We start from the raw sequence: 15652 nt of genomic DNA, 5'->3' as shown, positions 1-15652 counted from the left end.
GCATGTGGAGGTACCCCATGTCCCTGCGTCCCCCGCTCACCCGCCGCCTGCCCATAGCTCTCGCCGCCGGGGCCCTCGTGGTCGCGGCCGCCGTCGCCCCCGCCGTCGCCGCCGACGACCCGAACCAGGGCGGCGGCCAGGGGAACTGGAGCCAGCAGGGCGGCAACGGCAACGGCAACCAGCAAGGCAACGGCAACCAGCAGGGTGGTAACGGCAACGGCAACCAGCAGGGCGGCGGCTACCAGCAAGGCGGTGGCGGCAACAACCAGCAGGGTGGCGGTGGCAACGCCAACCAGCAAGGCGGCTACCAGCAGGGCGGTAACGGTAACGGCAACAACCAGCAGGGCGGTAACGGCAACAACCAGCAGGGTGGTGGCGGCAACGCCAACCAGCAGGGCGGCGGCTACCAGCAAGGCGGCAACGGCAACGGCAACAACCAGCAAGGCGGCAACGGCAACAACCAGCAGGGCGGTGGCGGCAACGCCAACCAGCAAGGCGGCGGCTACCAGCAAGGCGGCAACGGCAACAACCAGCAGGGTGGCGGTGGCAACGCCAACCAGCAAGGCGGCGGCTACCAGCAAGGCGGTGGCGGCAACCAGCAAGGCGGCAACGGCAACGCCAACAACCAGCAGGGCGGTAACGGCAACGGCAACCAGCAAGGCGGCAACGGCAACGCCAACCAGGCCGGCGGCCACCAGGGCGACCAAGGAAACCTCGGCAACCAGGGCAACCAGGGCCAGTACAGGGGTGTCGTCACGGTGAACTCCCTGGCCCTGCGCAGCGCCCCGAACCGGGGTTCGCAGATCATCCGGTACGCCCACAAGGGCGACGTCGTCTCGATCTTCTGCAAGGCCCCGGGCGACAACGTGAAGGGCAACCCCCTCTGGTACCTCCTCACGGACGGCACCTGGGCGTGGGGCCCGGCCGCCCACATCGACAACCTCGGTCCCGCGCCACGCTGGTGCTGATGAACGAAGCACGCAAGGCGCCCCATTCGGTTAAGTTCCGGACATGAGCAAGGCCGGTACCACCCTGGCGACGGCGGATCCCCCCGCGCCCACCGTCCGCCTCACCGGGCGCCGCGGCGTCGAACTCGCCCTGATCGTCCTGGCCGTCCTGCTGTCGGTGTACGGATACTGCGCCGTCGGCCTCGCCAGGAACGGCACCGTCCCGCCCGGCGCCGCCGGTTACGGCGCCGGGCTCGGCGTGCTCGCGCTGGTCGCCCATCTGGCGGTGCGCTGGCGCGCCCCGTGCGCCGACCCGGTGCTGCTCCCCATCGGGGTGCTGCTCAACGGTCTCGGCCTGGTGCTGATCTACCGGCTCGACCTGGAGACGCCGGGCGATCCGGCGGCCCCGACCCAGCTCATCTGGTCGACTCTGGGCGTGGCGCTGTTCATCATGGTCGTCCTGGTGCTGCGCGACCACCGGGTGCTCCAGAACTACGCCTACGTCTGCGTCACCGTCGCGCTGGTCCTGCTGACGGTCCCGATCCTCTTCCCCGCGGTGAACGGGGCGCGGATCTGGATCCGGGTCGCCGGATTCTCCATCCAGCCCGGCGAGTTCGCGAAGGTGCTGCTGGCGGTCTTCTTCGCCGCGTACCTCGCCGCGAACCGAGGCGCCCTCACCTATGCCGGCCGCCGCGTCCGGTGGCTGCGGCTGCCCACCGGGCGGGTGCTCGGCCCGATCCTCGCCGTCTGGCTGGTCAGTGTGGGCGTGCTGGTGCTGGAGCGGGACCTCGGTACCTCGCTGCTGTTCTTCGGCCTGTTCGTGGTCCTGCTGTACGTCGCCACCGGCCGCACGGGCTGGATCGCGGTGGGGCTGCTGCTGGCCTCGCTGGGTGCGGTGGCGGTGGGCCGGCTGGAGCCGCACGTGCACCACAGGATCGAGACCTGGCTGCACCCGTTCGGCTCCATCGAGGCGGGCGAGGGCCCGAACCAGATCGCCCAGTCCCTGTTCGCCTTCGCGGAGGGCGGGACACTCGGCACCGGGCTCGGGCTCGGGCACTCGGTGCTCATCGGCTTCGCGGTCAAGTCCGACTTCATCCTGGCGACGGCCGGGGAGGAACTGGGCCTGGCCGGGCTGTCCGCGATCTTCCTGCTCTACGGGCTGCTGGTGGAGCGCGGCTACCGGGCGGGGCTGGCCCTGCGCGACCCGTTCGGGCGGCTGCTCGCGGTGGGCCTCGCCTCGCTCGTGGCGCTCCAGGTGTTCGTGATCGCGGGCGGGGTGACCGGGCTGATCCCGCTGACCGGGATGGCGATGCCGTTCCTGGCGCAGGGCGGTTCGTCGGTGGTGACCAACTGGGCGATCGTGGCGCTGCTGGTCCGGCTGGGCGACTCCGCGCGGCGGCAGGGCGGCGGGGGTGCGCCCCGGTGACCCGGCACATCCGGCACGCCGCGCTGTTCTGCGCCCTGCTGCTGGTGGCACTGCTGGTGAACGCGACCCGTGTGCAGGTCCTGCACGCCGAGGACTACGAGGCCAACCCGGCCAACCGCCGGGACACCATCGCCCGCTACCGGCAGCCGCGCGGCGACATCCTGGTCGACGGGCGGCCGGTCACCGGATCGCGGGACACCGGTGAGCACCTGCGCTACGAACGGACGTACCGCGACGGGCCGTTGTACGCCCCGGTGACCGGCTTCGCCTCGCAGGAGTACGGCACGACACTGCTGGAGCACACGGAGGACGGGCTGCTGTCCGGTGCCGCCCCGGTGCTCGCGCCGCTGCCGCTGTGGAACGAGTTCACGCGCGGTCACAACGCGGGCGGTCATGTGGTGACGACGATCGATCCGGCGGCGCAGCGGGCGGCGTACGAGGGGCTGCGCTCGCGGAAGGGCGCGGTGGCGGCGGTGGAGCCGTCGACCGGCCGGATTCTGGCGCTGGTGTCGGTCCCGTCGTACGATCCCGCGCTGCTGTCCGGGAACGGTGCGGTGGCGCGGGACGCCTGGGCGCGGCTGAACGCCGATCCGGACCGGCCGATGCTGAACCGGGCGGTGCGGCGGACGTACCCACCGGGTTCGACGTTCAAGGTGGTCACCGCGGCGGCGGCGCTGGACGCCGGGGTGGTGAGGAACCTGGACGGGCCGACCGACTCCCCCGACCCGTACACCCTGCCGGGGACGAGGACCCGGCTGACCAACGGGTCCGAGGGGTGCGCGGACGCCTCGGTGCGGGAGGCGTTCGTCTGGTCCTGCAACACGGTGTTCGCCAAGCTGGGGGTCACCACGGGGGTGGAGCGGATGAGGGCGACGGCCGAGGCCTTCGGTTTCAACGACCCGGACGTACGGATCCCGTTCCGGGTGGCGCGCAGCACCTTCGACACCACGGTGGACCGGGCGCAGCTCGCGCTGTCGTCGATCGGGCAGTACAACACCCGGGCGACGCCCCTGCAGATGGCGATGGTCGCGGCGGCCGTGGCGGGCGGCGGGCAGGTGCGGGAGCCGTATCTGGTGGAGCGGACCACGCGGGCGGGCGGCAGCACGGTGTCGACGGCGGGTTCCCGTCCGGTACGGCGGGCCATGTACCCGGCGACGGCGACGCGGCTGCGGGAGCTGATGCGGGGCGTGGTGGAGGACGGCACCGGCAAGAAGGCCGCGATCCCCGGTGCGATCGTGGGCGGCAAGACCGGTACCGCCCAGCACGGGCTGGGCAACTCCGGTACGCCGTACGCCTGGTTCATCTCCTGGGCGCGGGGCGGTGCGGACATGGAGGCGAAGGTGGCGGTCGCGGTGGTGGTCGAGGACGCGGCGGCGAACCGGCGGGAGATCAGCGGCGGCGGGACGGCGGCGCCGATCGCGCGGGCGGTGATGGAGGCGGTGCTGAACTCGTAGGCTGAGCGGCCCACTTGATGAGACGGGGGTGCCGGAGCCGCACGTTCCCGACCTAACGTTCGGTACATGACCGACACCGCGTACGAACTCGCCCAGGTGAACATCGCCCGCCTCAAAGCCCCTCTGGAATCCCCACAGTTGAAGGACTTCGTCGACGGTCTCGACCCGGTGAACGCGGACGCCGACGCCGCCGACGGCTTCGTCTGGCGCCTGCAGAGCGAGGGGGGCGACGCGACGGACATCGCCGTCTTCGGCGACTCCTGGCTGATCGTCAACATGTCGGTGTGGCGGGACACCGACGCCCTGACGGCGTTCATGTACCAGGGCCGCCACCGGGAGCTGCTGGCGCGGCGCAGGGAGTGGTTCGAGCGTGTCGAGGAGGCGATGGTGACCCTGTGGTGGGTCCCGGCGGGCCACCGCCCGACGGTCGCGGAGGCCGAGTCCCGCCTCCTCCACCTGCGCGCCAACGGCCCGACACCGTACGCGTTCACCCTGCGGACGTCGTTCCCCGCGGGCGGCGCGCAGCCGCTGATCGGGGAGGTGCCGGAAGGGCTGGGCTGCTCGGTCTAGCGGCGGCGGTCGACGGCGGTGAGGTCGATGTCGACGGGGAACGGGACGGTGAGCTTGAGACGGTTGTGGAAGATGCCCATGGGTACGTACGACTTGGTCATCGTGTCGAGTTCGTAGACGTAGACCACGGGGAGACCGTCGTTCCGCTCGACGCGCCAGTAGTGCGGGATGCCCGCCCGCGCGTACTTCCGCGGTTTCACCTCGCGGTCTCGTTCTTCCGAGTCTTTGGAAACGACCTCCACGGCGATCAGGACGTCCTCCGGCCGGTACCAGGTCTGCCCCGGCCCGATATCAGCGTCCGCTTTGAACACCATGACGTCGGGCTCCGGGCGGTTGCGCTCATTGAGCTTGATGGTCATCTCGCGCTGGACGTCGAACTCGTCCGGCACTTGAGCCAGCAGGGCGTTGTCCAGAAGGCGGATGACGCGCGAGTGGAAGTTGGTCTGCGGACTCACGAAGACAAGGCTCCCGTCGATCAGCTCCGTGTGCGGAGGCAGGTTGGGAAGCTTGTCCAGGTCGTCCGCCGTCCAGCCACCCGCCGGCGGACGAGGCCACTCGTAGTCGTCGTCCAGCCCGTAGTCGTGTGCGGCGCTCATGATCGCTCCCATGTGCTGCAGTCTGACCGGCACCGTCAGCGTACCCAGGACGAACGCCGAGACGAGGCTCCAAGAGGTGATCCGGGGCGCGCGCCGATGACGCGCCCACCCGGTGGACCGGTCGTCGACAAGTCGTGCGCAAGGGATTGACGGGCTTGCTGACAGGCAGTCTCATAAGTGGGTGACCCGCCGGTAACCCGAGACGCCCCCCGAGGTGGAACCACCATGACGACCCTGTCGGAAGCCGACGCGCTCGATGATCTGCGGGACGCGCTCGGGCTGCTCAAGGACCGGGAGCAGGTCGCCCAGCGGCTGCTCGAGTCGTCCGCCAGGCACTCTTTCGACCCGGACAAGGAGCTGGACTGGGAGGCGCCCTTCGAGGAGGGCAAGTGGTTCTGGCCGCCGGAGCTGGTGTCGCTGTACGGCACCCCGATGTGGAAGCGGATGAGCGAGGAGCAGCGCATCCTGCTCTCGCGGCACGAGGCCGCCGCGCTCGCCTCGCTCGGCATCTGGTTCGAGCTGATCCTGATGCAGCTCCTGGTCCGGCACATCTACGACAAGTCCGCCACCAGCGCGCACGTGCGGTACGCCCTCACCGAGATCGAGGACGAGTGCCGGCACTCCAAGATGTTCGCCCGGGTGATATCGCGCGGCGGTACGCCCTGGTACCCGGTGAGCCGCGTCCACCAGAACCTCGGCCGCCTCTTCAAGACGATCTCCACCACCCCCGGCTCCTTCACCGCGACCCTGCTCGGCGAGGAGGTCCTGGACTGGATGCAGCGGCTGACCTTCCCGGACGAGCGGGTCCAGCCGCTGATCCGGGGCGTCACGCGCATCCACGTCGTCGAGGAGGCCCGGCACGTGCGCTACGCCCGTGAGGAGCTGCGACGCCAGATGGTGACCGCGCCGAAGTGGTCGCAGGAGTTCACCCGGGTCACCTCGGGAGAGTTCGCCCGGGTGTTCTCGGTGGCCTTCGTGAACCCCGAGGTCTACACGAACGTCGGCCTGGACAGACAGAAGGCCGTCGCCCAGGTCAAGGCGAGCGCCCACCGCCGGGACGTGATGCAGCAGGGCTCGAAGCGTCTCACGGACTTCCTGGACGACATCGGCGTACTGCGCGGGGTCGGACGGAAGCTGTGGCGGTCGTCCGGACTGCTCGCGTAGACGGGCCCCCGCACCCGACCACCACACCCCGAACGGCTCGCTGCTACGCGGCACGGCCGCACATCGGGCACAGCGTCTCTGATTGGCTCAGTGATCCCCTATGCCGCTCAGGGATGTAAGCCAATCGCCTTCGCGCCCTGGTGCTGAACAGCGGGAGCTGCCGGCCCTCGTGGCACGTCCCTCCGGACGCTGGTCGGTGAGCTCTCGCGACCTCACCGAGGAGGGTGCCCGACGTCGCCTGGGCGCCGGGCGTGCGCGTGACAGCCTGTCACAGAATTACTACGGATCGCTAATCCAGCTGGTGACCCTCGACGACATCGGTGTGCTGCGCGGGACCGGACGGAAGCCGCGGCGGTCGTCGGGGCCGCTCGCGTAGACGGGCGGGCGGATACCCTGCGGGCATGACCCCGCAGGCCCCCACCCCCGCCTACCGGCGGCTCAGTGTCGAGGAACGCCGCAGCCAGCTGCTGGAGGCCGCGCTCTCCCTCTTCGCCCACCGCGCCCCGGAGGACGTCTCCCTGGACGACGTGGCGGAGGCGGCCGGCGTGTCACGCCCCCTGGTGTACCGGTACTTCCCGGGCGGCAAGCAGCAGCTCTACGAGGCGGCCCTCCGCTCCGCCGCCGACGAGCTGCGGCACTGCTTCGACGAACCGCACGAGGGCCCGCTGCTGCCCCGGCTGTCCCGCGCCCTCGACCGCTACCTCGCCTTCGTCGACCAGCACGACACCGGGTTCAGCGCGCTGCTCCAGGGCGGGAGCGTCGTGGAGACCTCCCGTACGACCGCCATCGTGGACGGCGTACGGCGGGCCGCCGCCGAGCACATCCTCAGCCATCTCGGGGTCGCCGAACCCGGACCCCGGCTCCGGATGACGATCCGGATGTGGATCACCGCCGTGGAGGCGGCCTCGCTGATCTGGCTCGACGAGGACAAACAGCCGCCCCTGGACGAACTGCGGGACTGGCTCGTGGAGCAGTTCGTGGCGGTGCTGACGGTGACCGCGCGGCGTGACGCGCAGGCCGACGCACTGGTGCGGGAGCTGGCCGCGGACCTCTGACGGCCCGCGGATCGCCGACACTGGGGGCGTGAAGAGCGAAGACACCCCGTTCGAGGGCGGCCCCATGGACGGGCGTGCGCTGCCCGTGCTGCTGGGCATCACCGGGCACCCGCCGAAGACGTACCGCATCCCCGTCCCGGCCCCGGACGGCGGCCCGCCCACCGTACTGGTCTACCGGCGGGTGCCCCGGGCGCGGAGCGCACGGACCGGGCTGACGCGGGGCTGGAAGTACCTGTACGACCCCACGGGGCGGGCCGGCGACGGCCGGAAGTGGCCGTGGTCGAAGCCCGCACCCGGTCCGGACGCCACGCCGAAGGGCAAGCCGGACGACGCCGACGGGTGACCGGGTTGCGCCGAACCGCGCACACTCGGCGAGCGGACCGCGGACACCCGCCCGATGCTCGCGATGCGGAGCGGACGAGCCGCCCCGCGTCGGAGGTGATGGAGTGTCAGGGAAGCTGCTGCGTCTGGTGTGTACGGCGGTACTGGCGGCCGGGGCCGTCCTCGCACCCGTGCCCGCGGCGGCCGCCCCGGAACCGGGCGGAGGCTCCGGCTCCGGCGAGCGTTCCGTCGCCGAGCTGCTGACGGAGCTTCAGACCCTGTACCGGGAGGCCGAGAAGGCCACCGAGACCTACAACGCCACCGAGGAACGGCTGAAGAGGCAGCGTGCCGAGACCGCGCGGCTGGAGCACGCCCTCGCCCGCACCCGGCTCTCCCTGCACGACAGCCGGGGCGCGGCCGGACGGCTGGCCCGCCAGCAGTACCAGAGCGTCACCGGCCTCTCCCCCTACGTACGGCTGCTGCTGGCGCGCGATCCGCGGCGCGCGCTCGACCAGGGGCATGTGATCGGGCGGCTGGCGCGGGAGCGAGCGGAGACGGTGGGCCGGCTGACCGGTGACGAGCGGGAGGCCGACACGCTGGCCCGCCGGGCGCGCAAGGCCCTCGACACCCGGCTCGCCCTCACCGAGCGGCGCGGGAAGGAGCGGGACGAGGTCCGCGAACGGCTCCGCGCGGTCGAGGAACTCCTCGCCTCGCTCACCGCCGAGCAGCTCGCCGCGCTGGCCGAGCTGGAGCGGGGCAACACGGCCGAGGCGCAGGAGGAGCTGGTGACCTCCGGCGCGCTGGGCAGCGGCGGCGCTCCTCCCTCGGCGGCGGGCGAACGGGCCGTGCGGTACGCCGTGGAGCAGCTCGGGAAGCCGTACGAGTGGGGCGCGGAGGGGCCCGACACGTACGACTGCTCGGGGCTGACCTCCGAGGCGTGGGGCGCCGCCGGGACACCGGTCCCCCGGACCAGCCAGGAGCAGTGGGCGCGGCTGGAGCGGGTGCCGCTGGACGAGCTGCGGCCGGGTGACCTCGTCGTGTACTTCCCGGAGGCCACCCATGTCGCCCTCTACCTCGGCGACGGCATGGTGGTGCAGGCGCCCCGCCCCGGCGCGCGGATCAAGGTCTCCCCGATCGCGGCCAACCCGGTCCTCGGCGCCGTACGCCCCGACCCGGACGGGGAGCCCGTACGGCGGTACGTGCCGCCGGAGCTCCCCGACGGGGCGACGGAGGGGCCCGACGAGGGTTACGCGCCGGCCGCGCCCGAGACCTCCATCAGGTAGCCCTCGGCCTTCTTCGGGTCGTAGAAGAAGTTCTCGAAGTCGGCCGGGTCGTCGAAGCCGTTGGCGAAGCGGTCGGCGACGGGCTGGAGCTGTCCGGCGGCGCCGAGGAGGTTCAGGATGTGCTCCGGCGGCGGGGCGAGCATGGCGTTCGTCCACTTGGTGACGTGCTGGGCCGTCTCCCAGTAGCGGTCGAAGGTCCCCTGCATCCAGGCCTCGTCGAACTCCTTCTCGCCGTGCTCGATGATCGAGGCGAGGTAGGAGGCGGCGCACTTGGAGGCGGAGTTGGAGCCCTGGCCGGTGATCGGGTCGTTGGCGACGACCACGTCGGCCACGCCGAGGACGAGGCCGCCGCCGGGCAGCCGGCCGATCGGGTTGCGGACGGTGGGGGCGTAGCGGCCGGCGAGGGTGCCGCCGGCGTCGGTCAGTTCGACCTTGGTGGCCCGCGCGTACTCCCAGGGGAGGAACCTCTCCATGAGTTCCAGGGTCAGGGAGAGGTGCTCCGAGGGGTCCTTGACGTCCTTGAAGGCGTCCAGCGGGCCGCCGGGTATGCCCTCCCAGAACAGGATGTCGGCGCGGCCCGAGGTGGTGAGGGTCGGCATGACGAACATCTCGCCGACACCGGGGACCAGGTTGCAGCGGACCGCCTCCGTGTCCGGGTGCTCCGGACGCGGGCCGAGACCGTGGACGTAGGCGACGGCCAGGGCGCGCTGCGGCTCGCTGTACGGGGAGCGCTCCGGGTCGCGGGCGAACATCTGCACGAGTTCGCCCTTGCCCGCCGAGACGAGGACGAGGTCGTACGTGCGGGAGAAGTAGTCGAGGTCGCCGACCGCCGCGCCGTGGATGACGAGCTGGCCGCCGCGCTGGGCGAAGGTCTCCATCCAGCCGGCCATCTTCACCCGCTGGTCCACCGACTGCGCGAACCCGTCGAGCCTGCCCAGCCAGTCGATCGCGCGCTGCGAGGGGCCCGGGTCGAAGGAGCCGGGGGCCGCCACCGAGACGCCGAGTCCTTCGATCCTCGGGGCCTGGGACTCCCAGAAGTTCAGCTGGAGGTCGCGCTCGTGCCGGAGTGCCGTGTGGAACATGCACTGCGTCGACATGACCCGTCCGGCGCGGATCTCGTCGGCGGTCCGGTTGGACATCAGGGTGACCTCGTACCCGTGCGACTGGAGGCCGAGGGCGAGCTGGAGACCGGACTGGCCGGCTCCGACGACGAGTATCTTCCGCATACGGGGACGCTCCTAAGAGGGCTGCTCAGGGATGGCTCGGGGATGGCTCGGAGGTCACTCGGGGGTTTCGTCGAGCGCGTGACCCACGAGGGACAGGAGGGTCTCGACGACCGAGATCCGGCGGCGCGCATCCATGATCATGACCGGTATGTGCGCGGGGATCGTCAACGCCTCCCGCACGTCCTCGGCGTCGAACCGCTCACTGCCGTCGAAGTGGTTGACCGCGACGACGTACGGCAGTCCGCAGCTCTCGAAGTAGTCCAGCGCCGGCCAGCAGTCCTTCAGGCGGCGGGTGTCGGCCATCACGACGGCGCCGATCGCGCCGCGCACCAGGTCGTCCCACATGAACCAGAACCGCTGCTGGCCCGGCGTGCCGAACAGGTAGAGCACCAGGTCGTCGTCGAGCGTGATGCGGCCGAAGTCCATGGCCACGGTGGTGGTCAGCTTGCCGGGCGTGGCGGTGAGGTCGTCGGTGCCCTCGCTCGCCTCGGTCATCAGCGCCTCGGTCTGCAGGGGCGTGATCTCCGAGACGGAGGTGACCAGCGTGGTCTTGCCGACGGCGAACCCGCCCGCCACCACTATCTTCGTGGCGACGGGCGCGCGGGTACGGTCCGTCTGCCAGGGCAGCAGCGGCTCGTCGCCCTCTTCCGTGAGCGGGGAGACGCCGTGCGCGACGTCAGAGACGACGGAGTCCACTCAGCACCCTTTCCAGCAGCGCGCGGTCCGGGCGGCCCGTGCCGTGGCCGGTTCCCGTTCCGTAGACACGGATCCTTCCCTGGTCCGCGAGGTCGCTGAGGAGGACGCGGACCACGCCGAGCGGCATCCTCAGCAGCGCGGCGATCTCGGCCACCGTCCGCATACGGCGGCACAGTTCGACGATGGCCCGCATCTCCGGCATGCCCCGGAAGCCGGACGGGTTGTTCGTCAGCTCCTTGCGTTCCCCGGCGGCTTCGAGCGCGGCGGTGGCGCCGACGAACGTCTCGACGAGCAGGACGTGGCCGAAGCGGGTGCGGCCGCCGGTGAGCGAGTAGGGGCGGACCCGGGCGGGTTTGCGGTCGCCGCCGCGGACCGGGAGCTGTTTCCTGGGCCTGCTCATCGGCGACTCCCGGTGGACTCGGTCTCCAGGGACTGGCGCAGCTCGCTGCGGAGTTCCGGGGTCAGGACATGGCCGGCGCGGCCGACGAACAGCGCCATGTGGTACGCCACCACGCTCATGTCGCAGTCCGCGGAGCCGTGCACGCCGAGCAGGGAGCCGTCGCTGATGGACATCACGAACAGGCTGCCCTCGTCCATCGCCACCATCGTGTGCTTGACCGGACCGAAGTCCATCAGCTTCGAGGCACCGACGGTGAGGCTGCCGATGCCGGAGACGACGGTGGCCAGGTCGGCGGCGGAGCCGCGGGGGCCGGTGCGTCTCGCGCTCCGCGCGTCGCGGGCCGCCGTGTTCCGGGAGTCGTCGGACGACAGCAGGAGCAGGCCGTCGGAGGAGACCACCGCGACGGAGAGGATGCCGGGCACCTCCTCGACGAGGTTGCTCAACAGCCAGTGCAGGTTGCGGGCCTCACTGCTCAGCCCGACGGTACTGGGCGACGCGGTCAACTGCTTGCCTCCTCGACTGTGCCCCCCGTGGTCTCTTCGGATGTGACGGCCGGGCCGGACGGCACCTGGTGGCCGCCGGGCCGCTCGGCGAGTTCCGCCTCGACGTCCCGGCGCCCGGCGTCCGCCCCCCGGCGGAAGCCGCCGAGCCGGCGGCGCAGGGCCTCGGCGTCCACGGACCCGGTACGAGGGCGCGGGGCCGCGACGGGCGCGGTGATCCTGGGCGTGCGCTTGGGCAGCCCCTTGGCCGTGACCGGTTCCTCGACCTCGTCCCCGTCGGCGACACGCCCGTGCTCCGTGTCACCGTCGGCCCCGGCGCCCGGCCGCCGCGGAAGCGGTGCGGTGTTCCCGGCGTCGGCTGCGGGGCGGGCCTCGGGGCCGACGTCGGCGCCGGGGCCGGCCTCGGGCCCGGCACTGGCTCCGGCTCCGGCTCCGGCTCCGGCTCCGGCTCCGGCTCCGGCTCCGGCTCCGGGGCGAGTCTCGGGCCCGGCGTCCGCGCCGGGTACGTCCCTGTGGGACGCGGCCGGGGAAGCGGCGTCCTCCGGGGCCTCACCGGCCGGCCGGCTCGCGGCACCGGACGGGGACTCCTCGTCTCCGGCCGCGTGACCGGCGCCCGGGCGGACGACGTCGTCCGCACCCGCACCGAACGGCTGCGCGACAGCGCCCGCGGCATCGTTTCCACCCGCGTGACCCGCCCCCGGGCGAACGCTCTCGCCCTCCGGCCGGCCGACGGCGTCGGTACCGGGCTCGGCGGAGGCGGCGGGCCCGGCTTCGGCGTCGACACCGGCGGTGTCGCCGGTCTCGGCTCCCCGGGCGCCGGGAACGGCCGTGCGGTCGGTGCGGTCGGCGCCGTGGTCCCGGGCGGCTGCCGGCTCGTCGGCCGCCTCCGGCTGCACCGGGATCAGCAGCTCCATCGTGACCTCGGCGGGCCGCTCGGCCGGCGCGTCGGCGCCCTCCGCGTCCTCATGTGCCGCGAGATCGTCCGCGGACTCGTCCCCGCGGCCGGGCGCGGACTCCTCCGCCTCCCCGGCAGGGGCGTCCGCCTCCGCCGGCTCGTCGTCACCGTCCGACTGGGCGTCCTCCGCGGGGGCCTGCGCGTACTGCCCTGCCGAGCCCCCCGCAGGGACCGGCGAGGACCCGTCCGCGTCACCCGATGCCGGTGTCTCCACGCCATCCGACGCGGCACCCCCCGCACGGACCTGCGCGGACTGCCCTGCCGAGCTCCCCGCGAGGGCCTGCGCGGACTGCCCTGCCGAACCCTCCGCAGGGGCCTGCGCGGACTGCCCTGCCGAACCCTCCGCAGGGGTCTCCGCAGAAACCGGCGAGGACCCGTCCGCGTCACCCGCCGCCGGCGACTCCGTCGGCTCGCCCGGTGCCTCACCACCGGGCGAGCCCTGGTGGCGTACCGCCTTCTCCGCCAGGGCGACCAGCGGGTCGTCCGGCTCCGTGCGGCCGTGGAGGACGTTGGAGTTGGCCTCGGCGTCGGCGCCCGGGAGGGCGTACGTGGTGCCGGTGACGGAGGCGGGGACCGCGCCGGGGGTGGCGGGCGCCAGCAGGGGATCGGGGAGGACGACGACCGCGGCGATGCCGCCCTGCTTCTGCTCGCGCAGCTTGACCCGGACCCCGTGCCGGTGGGCGAGCCGGGCCACGACGTACAGGCCGAGGCCGAGACCGTCCTCGGCCTCCGCGTCGTACGTGACCTCCGGGTCGAAGTCGGACAGCCGGGCGTTGAGCCGCTCCAGCCGCTCCCCGGTCATGCCGATGCCCTCGTCCTGGACGGAGAGCATGACCTCGCCGTTCTCCAGCAGCCAGCCGGAGACCTCGACGGGCAGGTCGGGCGGGGAGAACGAGGTGGCGTTCTCCATGAGCTCGGCCAGCAGGTGGGACAGGTCGTCCGCGGCGAATCCGGCGATGTGCGCGTGCGGCGGCAGCGCGGCGATCCGGACCCGCTCGTACCGCTCGATCTCGCTGACCGCGGCCCGTACGACGTCCACCAGCGGAACCGGACCCGCCGTGTGCCGGCCCTGCTCGGTGCCGGCGAGGACGAGGAGGTTCTCGCTGTGCCGGCGCATCACCGTGGCGAAGTGGTCGAGCTTGAACAGGGTGGCCAGCCGGTCCGGGTCGTCCTCCCGCTCCTCCAGCCCCTCGATGACGCCGAGCTGACGCTCGACCAGCCCCAAGGTGCGCAGGGCGAGGTTGACGAACGTACCGCCGATGCCGGCGCGCAGCCGCTCCAGATGGGCGGCGGACTCGGCGAGTTCGGTGCGCAGTTCCTCGCGGGCGTCGGCCATCTTCTGCCGCTGGCCCACGAGGTGCTTGCGGTCGGCCTCCAGGGTGGCGATCCGCTCGGCGAGGGCGGCGGCGCGCGCGTGCAGGGCGTTGACGGAGCGGACGACCTGGGCGAACTCGTCGTTGCGGCCGGTGAAGGCGACCGGCTCCTGGCCGAGGGGGTCCTCCGCCTCGGCGAGGCGGGCGGAGCCCCGGCGCAGCACCGACAGCGGGCGCGTCAGGGTGCGGGCCATCGCCGTGGCGATGCCGATCGCGAGCAGCATCAGGGCGCCGAGGGCGGCGATCCGGATCTCCAGCGCGGTGACGTCGTCGTCGCGGAGCCGGGCGAGGTCCTTGGTGCGCTGGTCGAAGAGCGCGGACTCGACGCCGCGCATCGTGTCGATCCGCGCGGTGAGCGCGGCCCGCAGCTTCTTGACGCTGGTGTCGAGATCGTCGTCGGAGAGGACGGGCTCGTCGGTGAGGCGTGCCAGGTACTTCTCCGCGGTCTCGACCTCGGGTCCGGTGACCGTGGAGTCGTAGGAGCCGCGGGCGGCCTTGGGCGCGGTCTCGCGGAAGTCGGCGAGGGCCGCGTCGGAGCGCAGCCGGGCCTGGAGCGCGGCGGCGGTCAGCGCGTCGCGCCGCTTCGTGTCGGCGTCCGAGGAACCGGTGACGGTGGACGGCAGGCCGGTGATCGGGTCGATCACGGTCTGGGTGGTGGTCGGCACGTTCAGCGCGGCGAGCAGCAGTCCGCGGGTGGCGGCGGCCTGCTGGACGGCGGAGTCCAGCTCGGTGAGCGCGTAGGCGCCGGAGCCGGCGCGGGGCGGGATCCGCTCCGCGAGCTGTTCGGCGAGCCGGTGCAACCGGGTGATGGCGGTGGAGTACGCCTGATGCGCTTCGAGAGCACTGCTCTTGCCCGTGAGCGCCGCTCTGCGCACGGTGGCGACGGCGTCGAGGCCGTCGCGCAGCTCCTGCGGCATGTCGGTGTCGGTGCGCAGCTCCTCGACCTGCCGGTCGACGCGGGCGCTGTGCTCCTCGGAGGGCGCCTTGGACTCGGGGCGGCCGGCCGCGACGTAGGGGACGACCTCGTCGCGCTCGTCGGCGAGGGAGTGCGCCAGGGTGAGGGCGTCCTGGGTCTGCTCGGCGAGCGTCACCAGGTCCTGCGAGTCCTTGAGCTGCCCGGAGGCCGTGAGTACGGAGGGTGCCCCGGCCGCGGCGATCGCGGCGGCCACCACGGCCACGGCGACGATGAGCCGGTTGCGTACATGGGTGGGGCGACCCCTGCCGACGGTGGGCTTCTGCTCCGCGTCCCCCGTGGGGGCCGTCTGCTTGCCTGTGCGACGAGGCCGCGACTTCTGCACCGGTGCTCGCATTCCTGACTCGTGTACCCGTGGATCCGGGTGACGCTCCGTCAACGGGTGCGGGCGTTCACCCCGAGCTCTTGACCGTGCTCGGACAGCGAGGCGCCCCCATCGCTCCCCGACCCTCCCAGTGAGCGTGGACAGTGGATGCGCATCACCTGACCCGCCACTCGAAGGAGTGAACCCCGGAGGTGAGTTGAGGGGCAAGTTCCGCCACCTCCCGCAGCGGCCCCGCACGGCAGGCCGGTTGGACGTCTGCGGCGGGCGGTGGCAATATTCGCCGCCACGTCTTCCCGGAGCACTGTATTCCCTCCCAAACCAGGCGCCTGACCTGCGCGGCTACACGGATCCGGCGACCGGCGAGAGCCTTTCAAGGCCCTTGTGGAGG

Annotated in this window: 14 protein-coding genes; 8 read left to right on the top strand and 6 right to left on the bottom strand. The window is 72.4% G+C overall.

Features of this window, described 5'->3' with window-relative positions; translation table 11 throughout:
- The first annotated feature begins 17 nt into the window (after positions 1–17).
- The 4 genes from ACFV5H_RS12155 (at position 18) to ACFV5H_RS12140 (ending at position 4397) form a co-directional block, all read left to right on the top strand.
- Positions 18–968, top strand: a complete 951-nt coding sequence (locus ACFV5H_RS12155) for an SH3 domain-containing protein (RefSeq protein ID WP_385047673.1) — start codon at positions 18–20, stop codon at positions 966–968.
- Between the two features lie 43 nt (positions 969–1011).
- Positions 1012–2373, top strand: a complete 1362-nt coding sequence (locus ACFV5H_RS12150; RefSeq protein WP_385047670.1) for an FtsW/RodA/SpoVE family cell cycle protein — start codon at positions 1012–1014, stop codon at positions 2371–2373.
- Positions 2370–3827 carry a penicillin-binding transpeptidase domain-containing protein gene (locus tag ACFV5H_RS12145; RefSeq protein WP_385047667.1) on the top strand — a complete coding sequence of 486 codons (1458 nt, stop codon included), beginning with the start codon at positions 2370–2372 and terminating at the stop codon, positions 3825–3827. The genes ACFV5H_RS12150 and ACFV5H_RS12145 overlap by 4 nt, the downstream gene beginning before the upstream one ends.
- A gap of 66 nt (positions 3828–3893) precedes the next feature.
- Positions 3894–4397: a DUF3291 domain-containing protein gene (locus ACFV5H_RS12140; protein WP_385194361.1), complete on the top strand. Its 504-nt coding sequence runs from the start codon at positions 3894–3896 to the stop codon at positions 4395–4397.
- Here the strand turns inward: ACFV5H_RS12140 and ACFV5H_RS12135 are convergent.
- Complete coding sequence (locus ACFV5H_RS12135; protein WP_385194358.1) at positions 4394–4993, bottom strand: Uma2 family endonuclease; 600 nt, start codon at positions 4991–4993, stop codon at positions 4394–4396. The two genes, ACFV5H_RS12140 and ACFV5H_RS12135, sit on opposite strands and share 4 nt — an antisense overlap.
- A 225-nt stretch (positions 4994–5218) precedes the next feature.
- Between ACFV5H_RS12135 and ACFV5H_RS12130 the strand changes: the two genes are divergently transcribed.
- From ACFV5H_RS12130 to ACFV5H_RS12115, 4 genes are all read left to right on the top strand, one after another.
- Positions 5219–6157, top strand: a complete 939-nt coding sequence (locus tag ACFV5H_RS12130) for a diiron oxygenase (protein WP_385194356.1) — start codon at positions 5219–5221, stop codon at positions 6155–6157.
- Between the two features lie 401 nt (positions 6158–6558).
- Positions 6559–7212 (top strand): TetR/AcrR family transcriptional regulator, encoded by a 654-nt coding sequence (locus ACFV5H_RS12125; protein WP_385047658.1) that lies wholly within the window; start codon positions 6559–6561, stop codon positions 7210–7212.
- A 28-nt stretch (positions 7213–7240) separates the two neighbouring features.
- Complete coding sequence (locus ACFV5H_RS12120; protein WP_385194354.1) at positions 7241–7555, top strand: hypothetical protein; 315 nt, start codon at positions 7241–7243, stop codon at positions 7553–7555.
- A 103-nt stretch (positions 7556–7658) separates the two neighbouring features.
- A complete protein-coding gene (locus tag ACFV5H_RS12115) occupies positions 7659–8816 on the top strand; it encodes an NlpC/P60 family protein (protein ID WP_385194351.1) in 1158 nt (385 codons plus the stop codon).
- On the opposite strand, the gene ACFV5H_RS12110 is transcribed toward ACFV5H_RS12115, so the two are convergent.
- The 5 genes from ACFV5H_RS12110 to ACFV5H_RS12090 are packed head-to-tail and all read right to left on the bottom strand — an operon-like array spanning position 8780 to position 15276.
- On the bottom strand, positions 8780–10042 hold the full coding sequence (locus tag ACFV5H_RS12110; protein ID WP_385194348.1) for a styrene monooxygenase/indole monooxygenase family protein: 1263 nt from the start codon (positions 10040–10042) through the stop codon (positions 8780–8782). The genes ACFV5H_RS12115 and ACFV5H_RS12110 overlap by 37 nt on opposite strands.
- A 54-nt stretch (positions 10043–10096) precedes the next feature.
- Entirely contained in the window at positions 10097–10738 is a 642-nt protein-coding gene (locus tag ACFV5H_RS12105; protein WP_385047645.1) for an ATP/GTP-binding protein, read from the bottom strand.
- Positions 10719–11138, bottom strand: a complete 420-nt coding sequence (locus ACFV5H_RS12100; protein ID WP_385047642.1) for a DUF742 domain-containing protein — start codon at positions 11136–11138, stop codon at positions 10719–10721. The genes ACFV5H_RS12105 and ACFV5H_RS12100 overlap by 20 nt, the downstream gene beginning before the upstream one ends.
- On the bottom strand, positions 11135–11641 hold the full coding sequence (locus ACFV5H_RS12095; RefSeq protein WP_085576392.1) for a roadblock/LC7 domain-containing protein: 507 nt from the start codon (positions 11639–11641) through the stop codon (positions 11135–11137). Before ACFV5H_RS12095 ends, ACFV5H_RS12100 begins: the two co-directional genes overlap by 4 nt.
- Positions 11638–15276 (bottom strand): nitrate- and nitrite sensing domain-containing protein, encoded by a 3639-nt coding sequence (locus ACFV5H_RS12090; RefSeq protein WP_385194344.1) that lies wholly within the window; start codon positions 15274–15276, stop codon positions 11638–11640. Before ACFV5H_RS12090 ends, ACFV5H_RS12095 begins: the two co-directional genes overlap by 4 nt.
- Between the last annotated feature and the right edge of the window lie 376 nt (positions 15277–15652).

The sequence above is a fragment of the Streptomyces sp. NPDC059787 genome, from assembly GCF_042732315.1.
Lineage (GTDB): Bacteria > Actinomycetota > Actinomycetes > Streptomycetales > Streptomycetaceae > Streptomyces > Streptomyces atrovirens.
The sequence above is the reverse complement of the archived record's forward strand: the minus strand, read 5'-3'. Positions and strand labels throughout refer to the sequence as shown.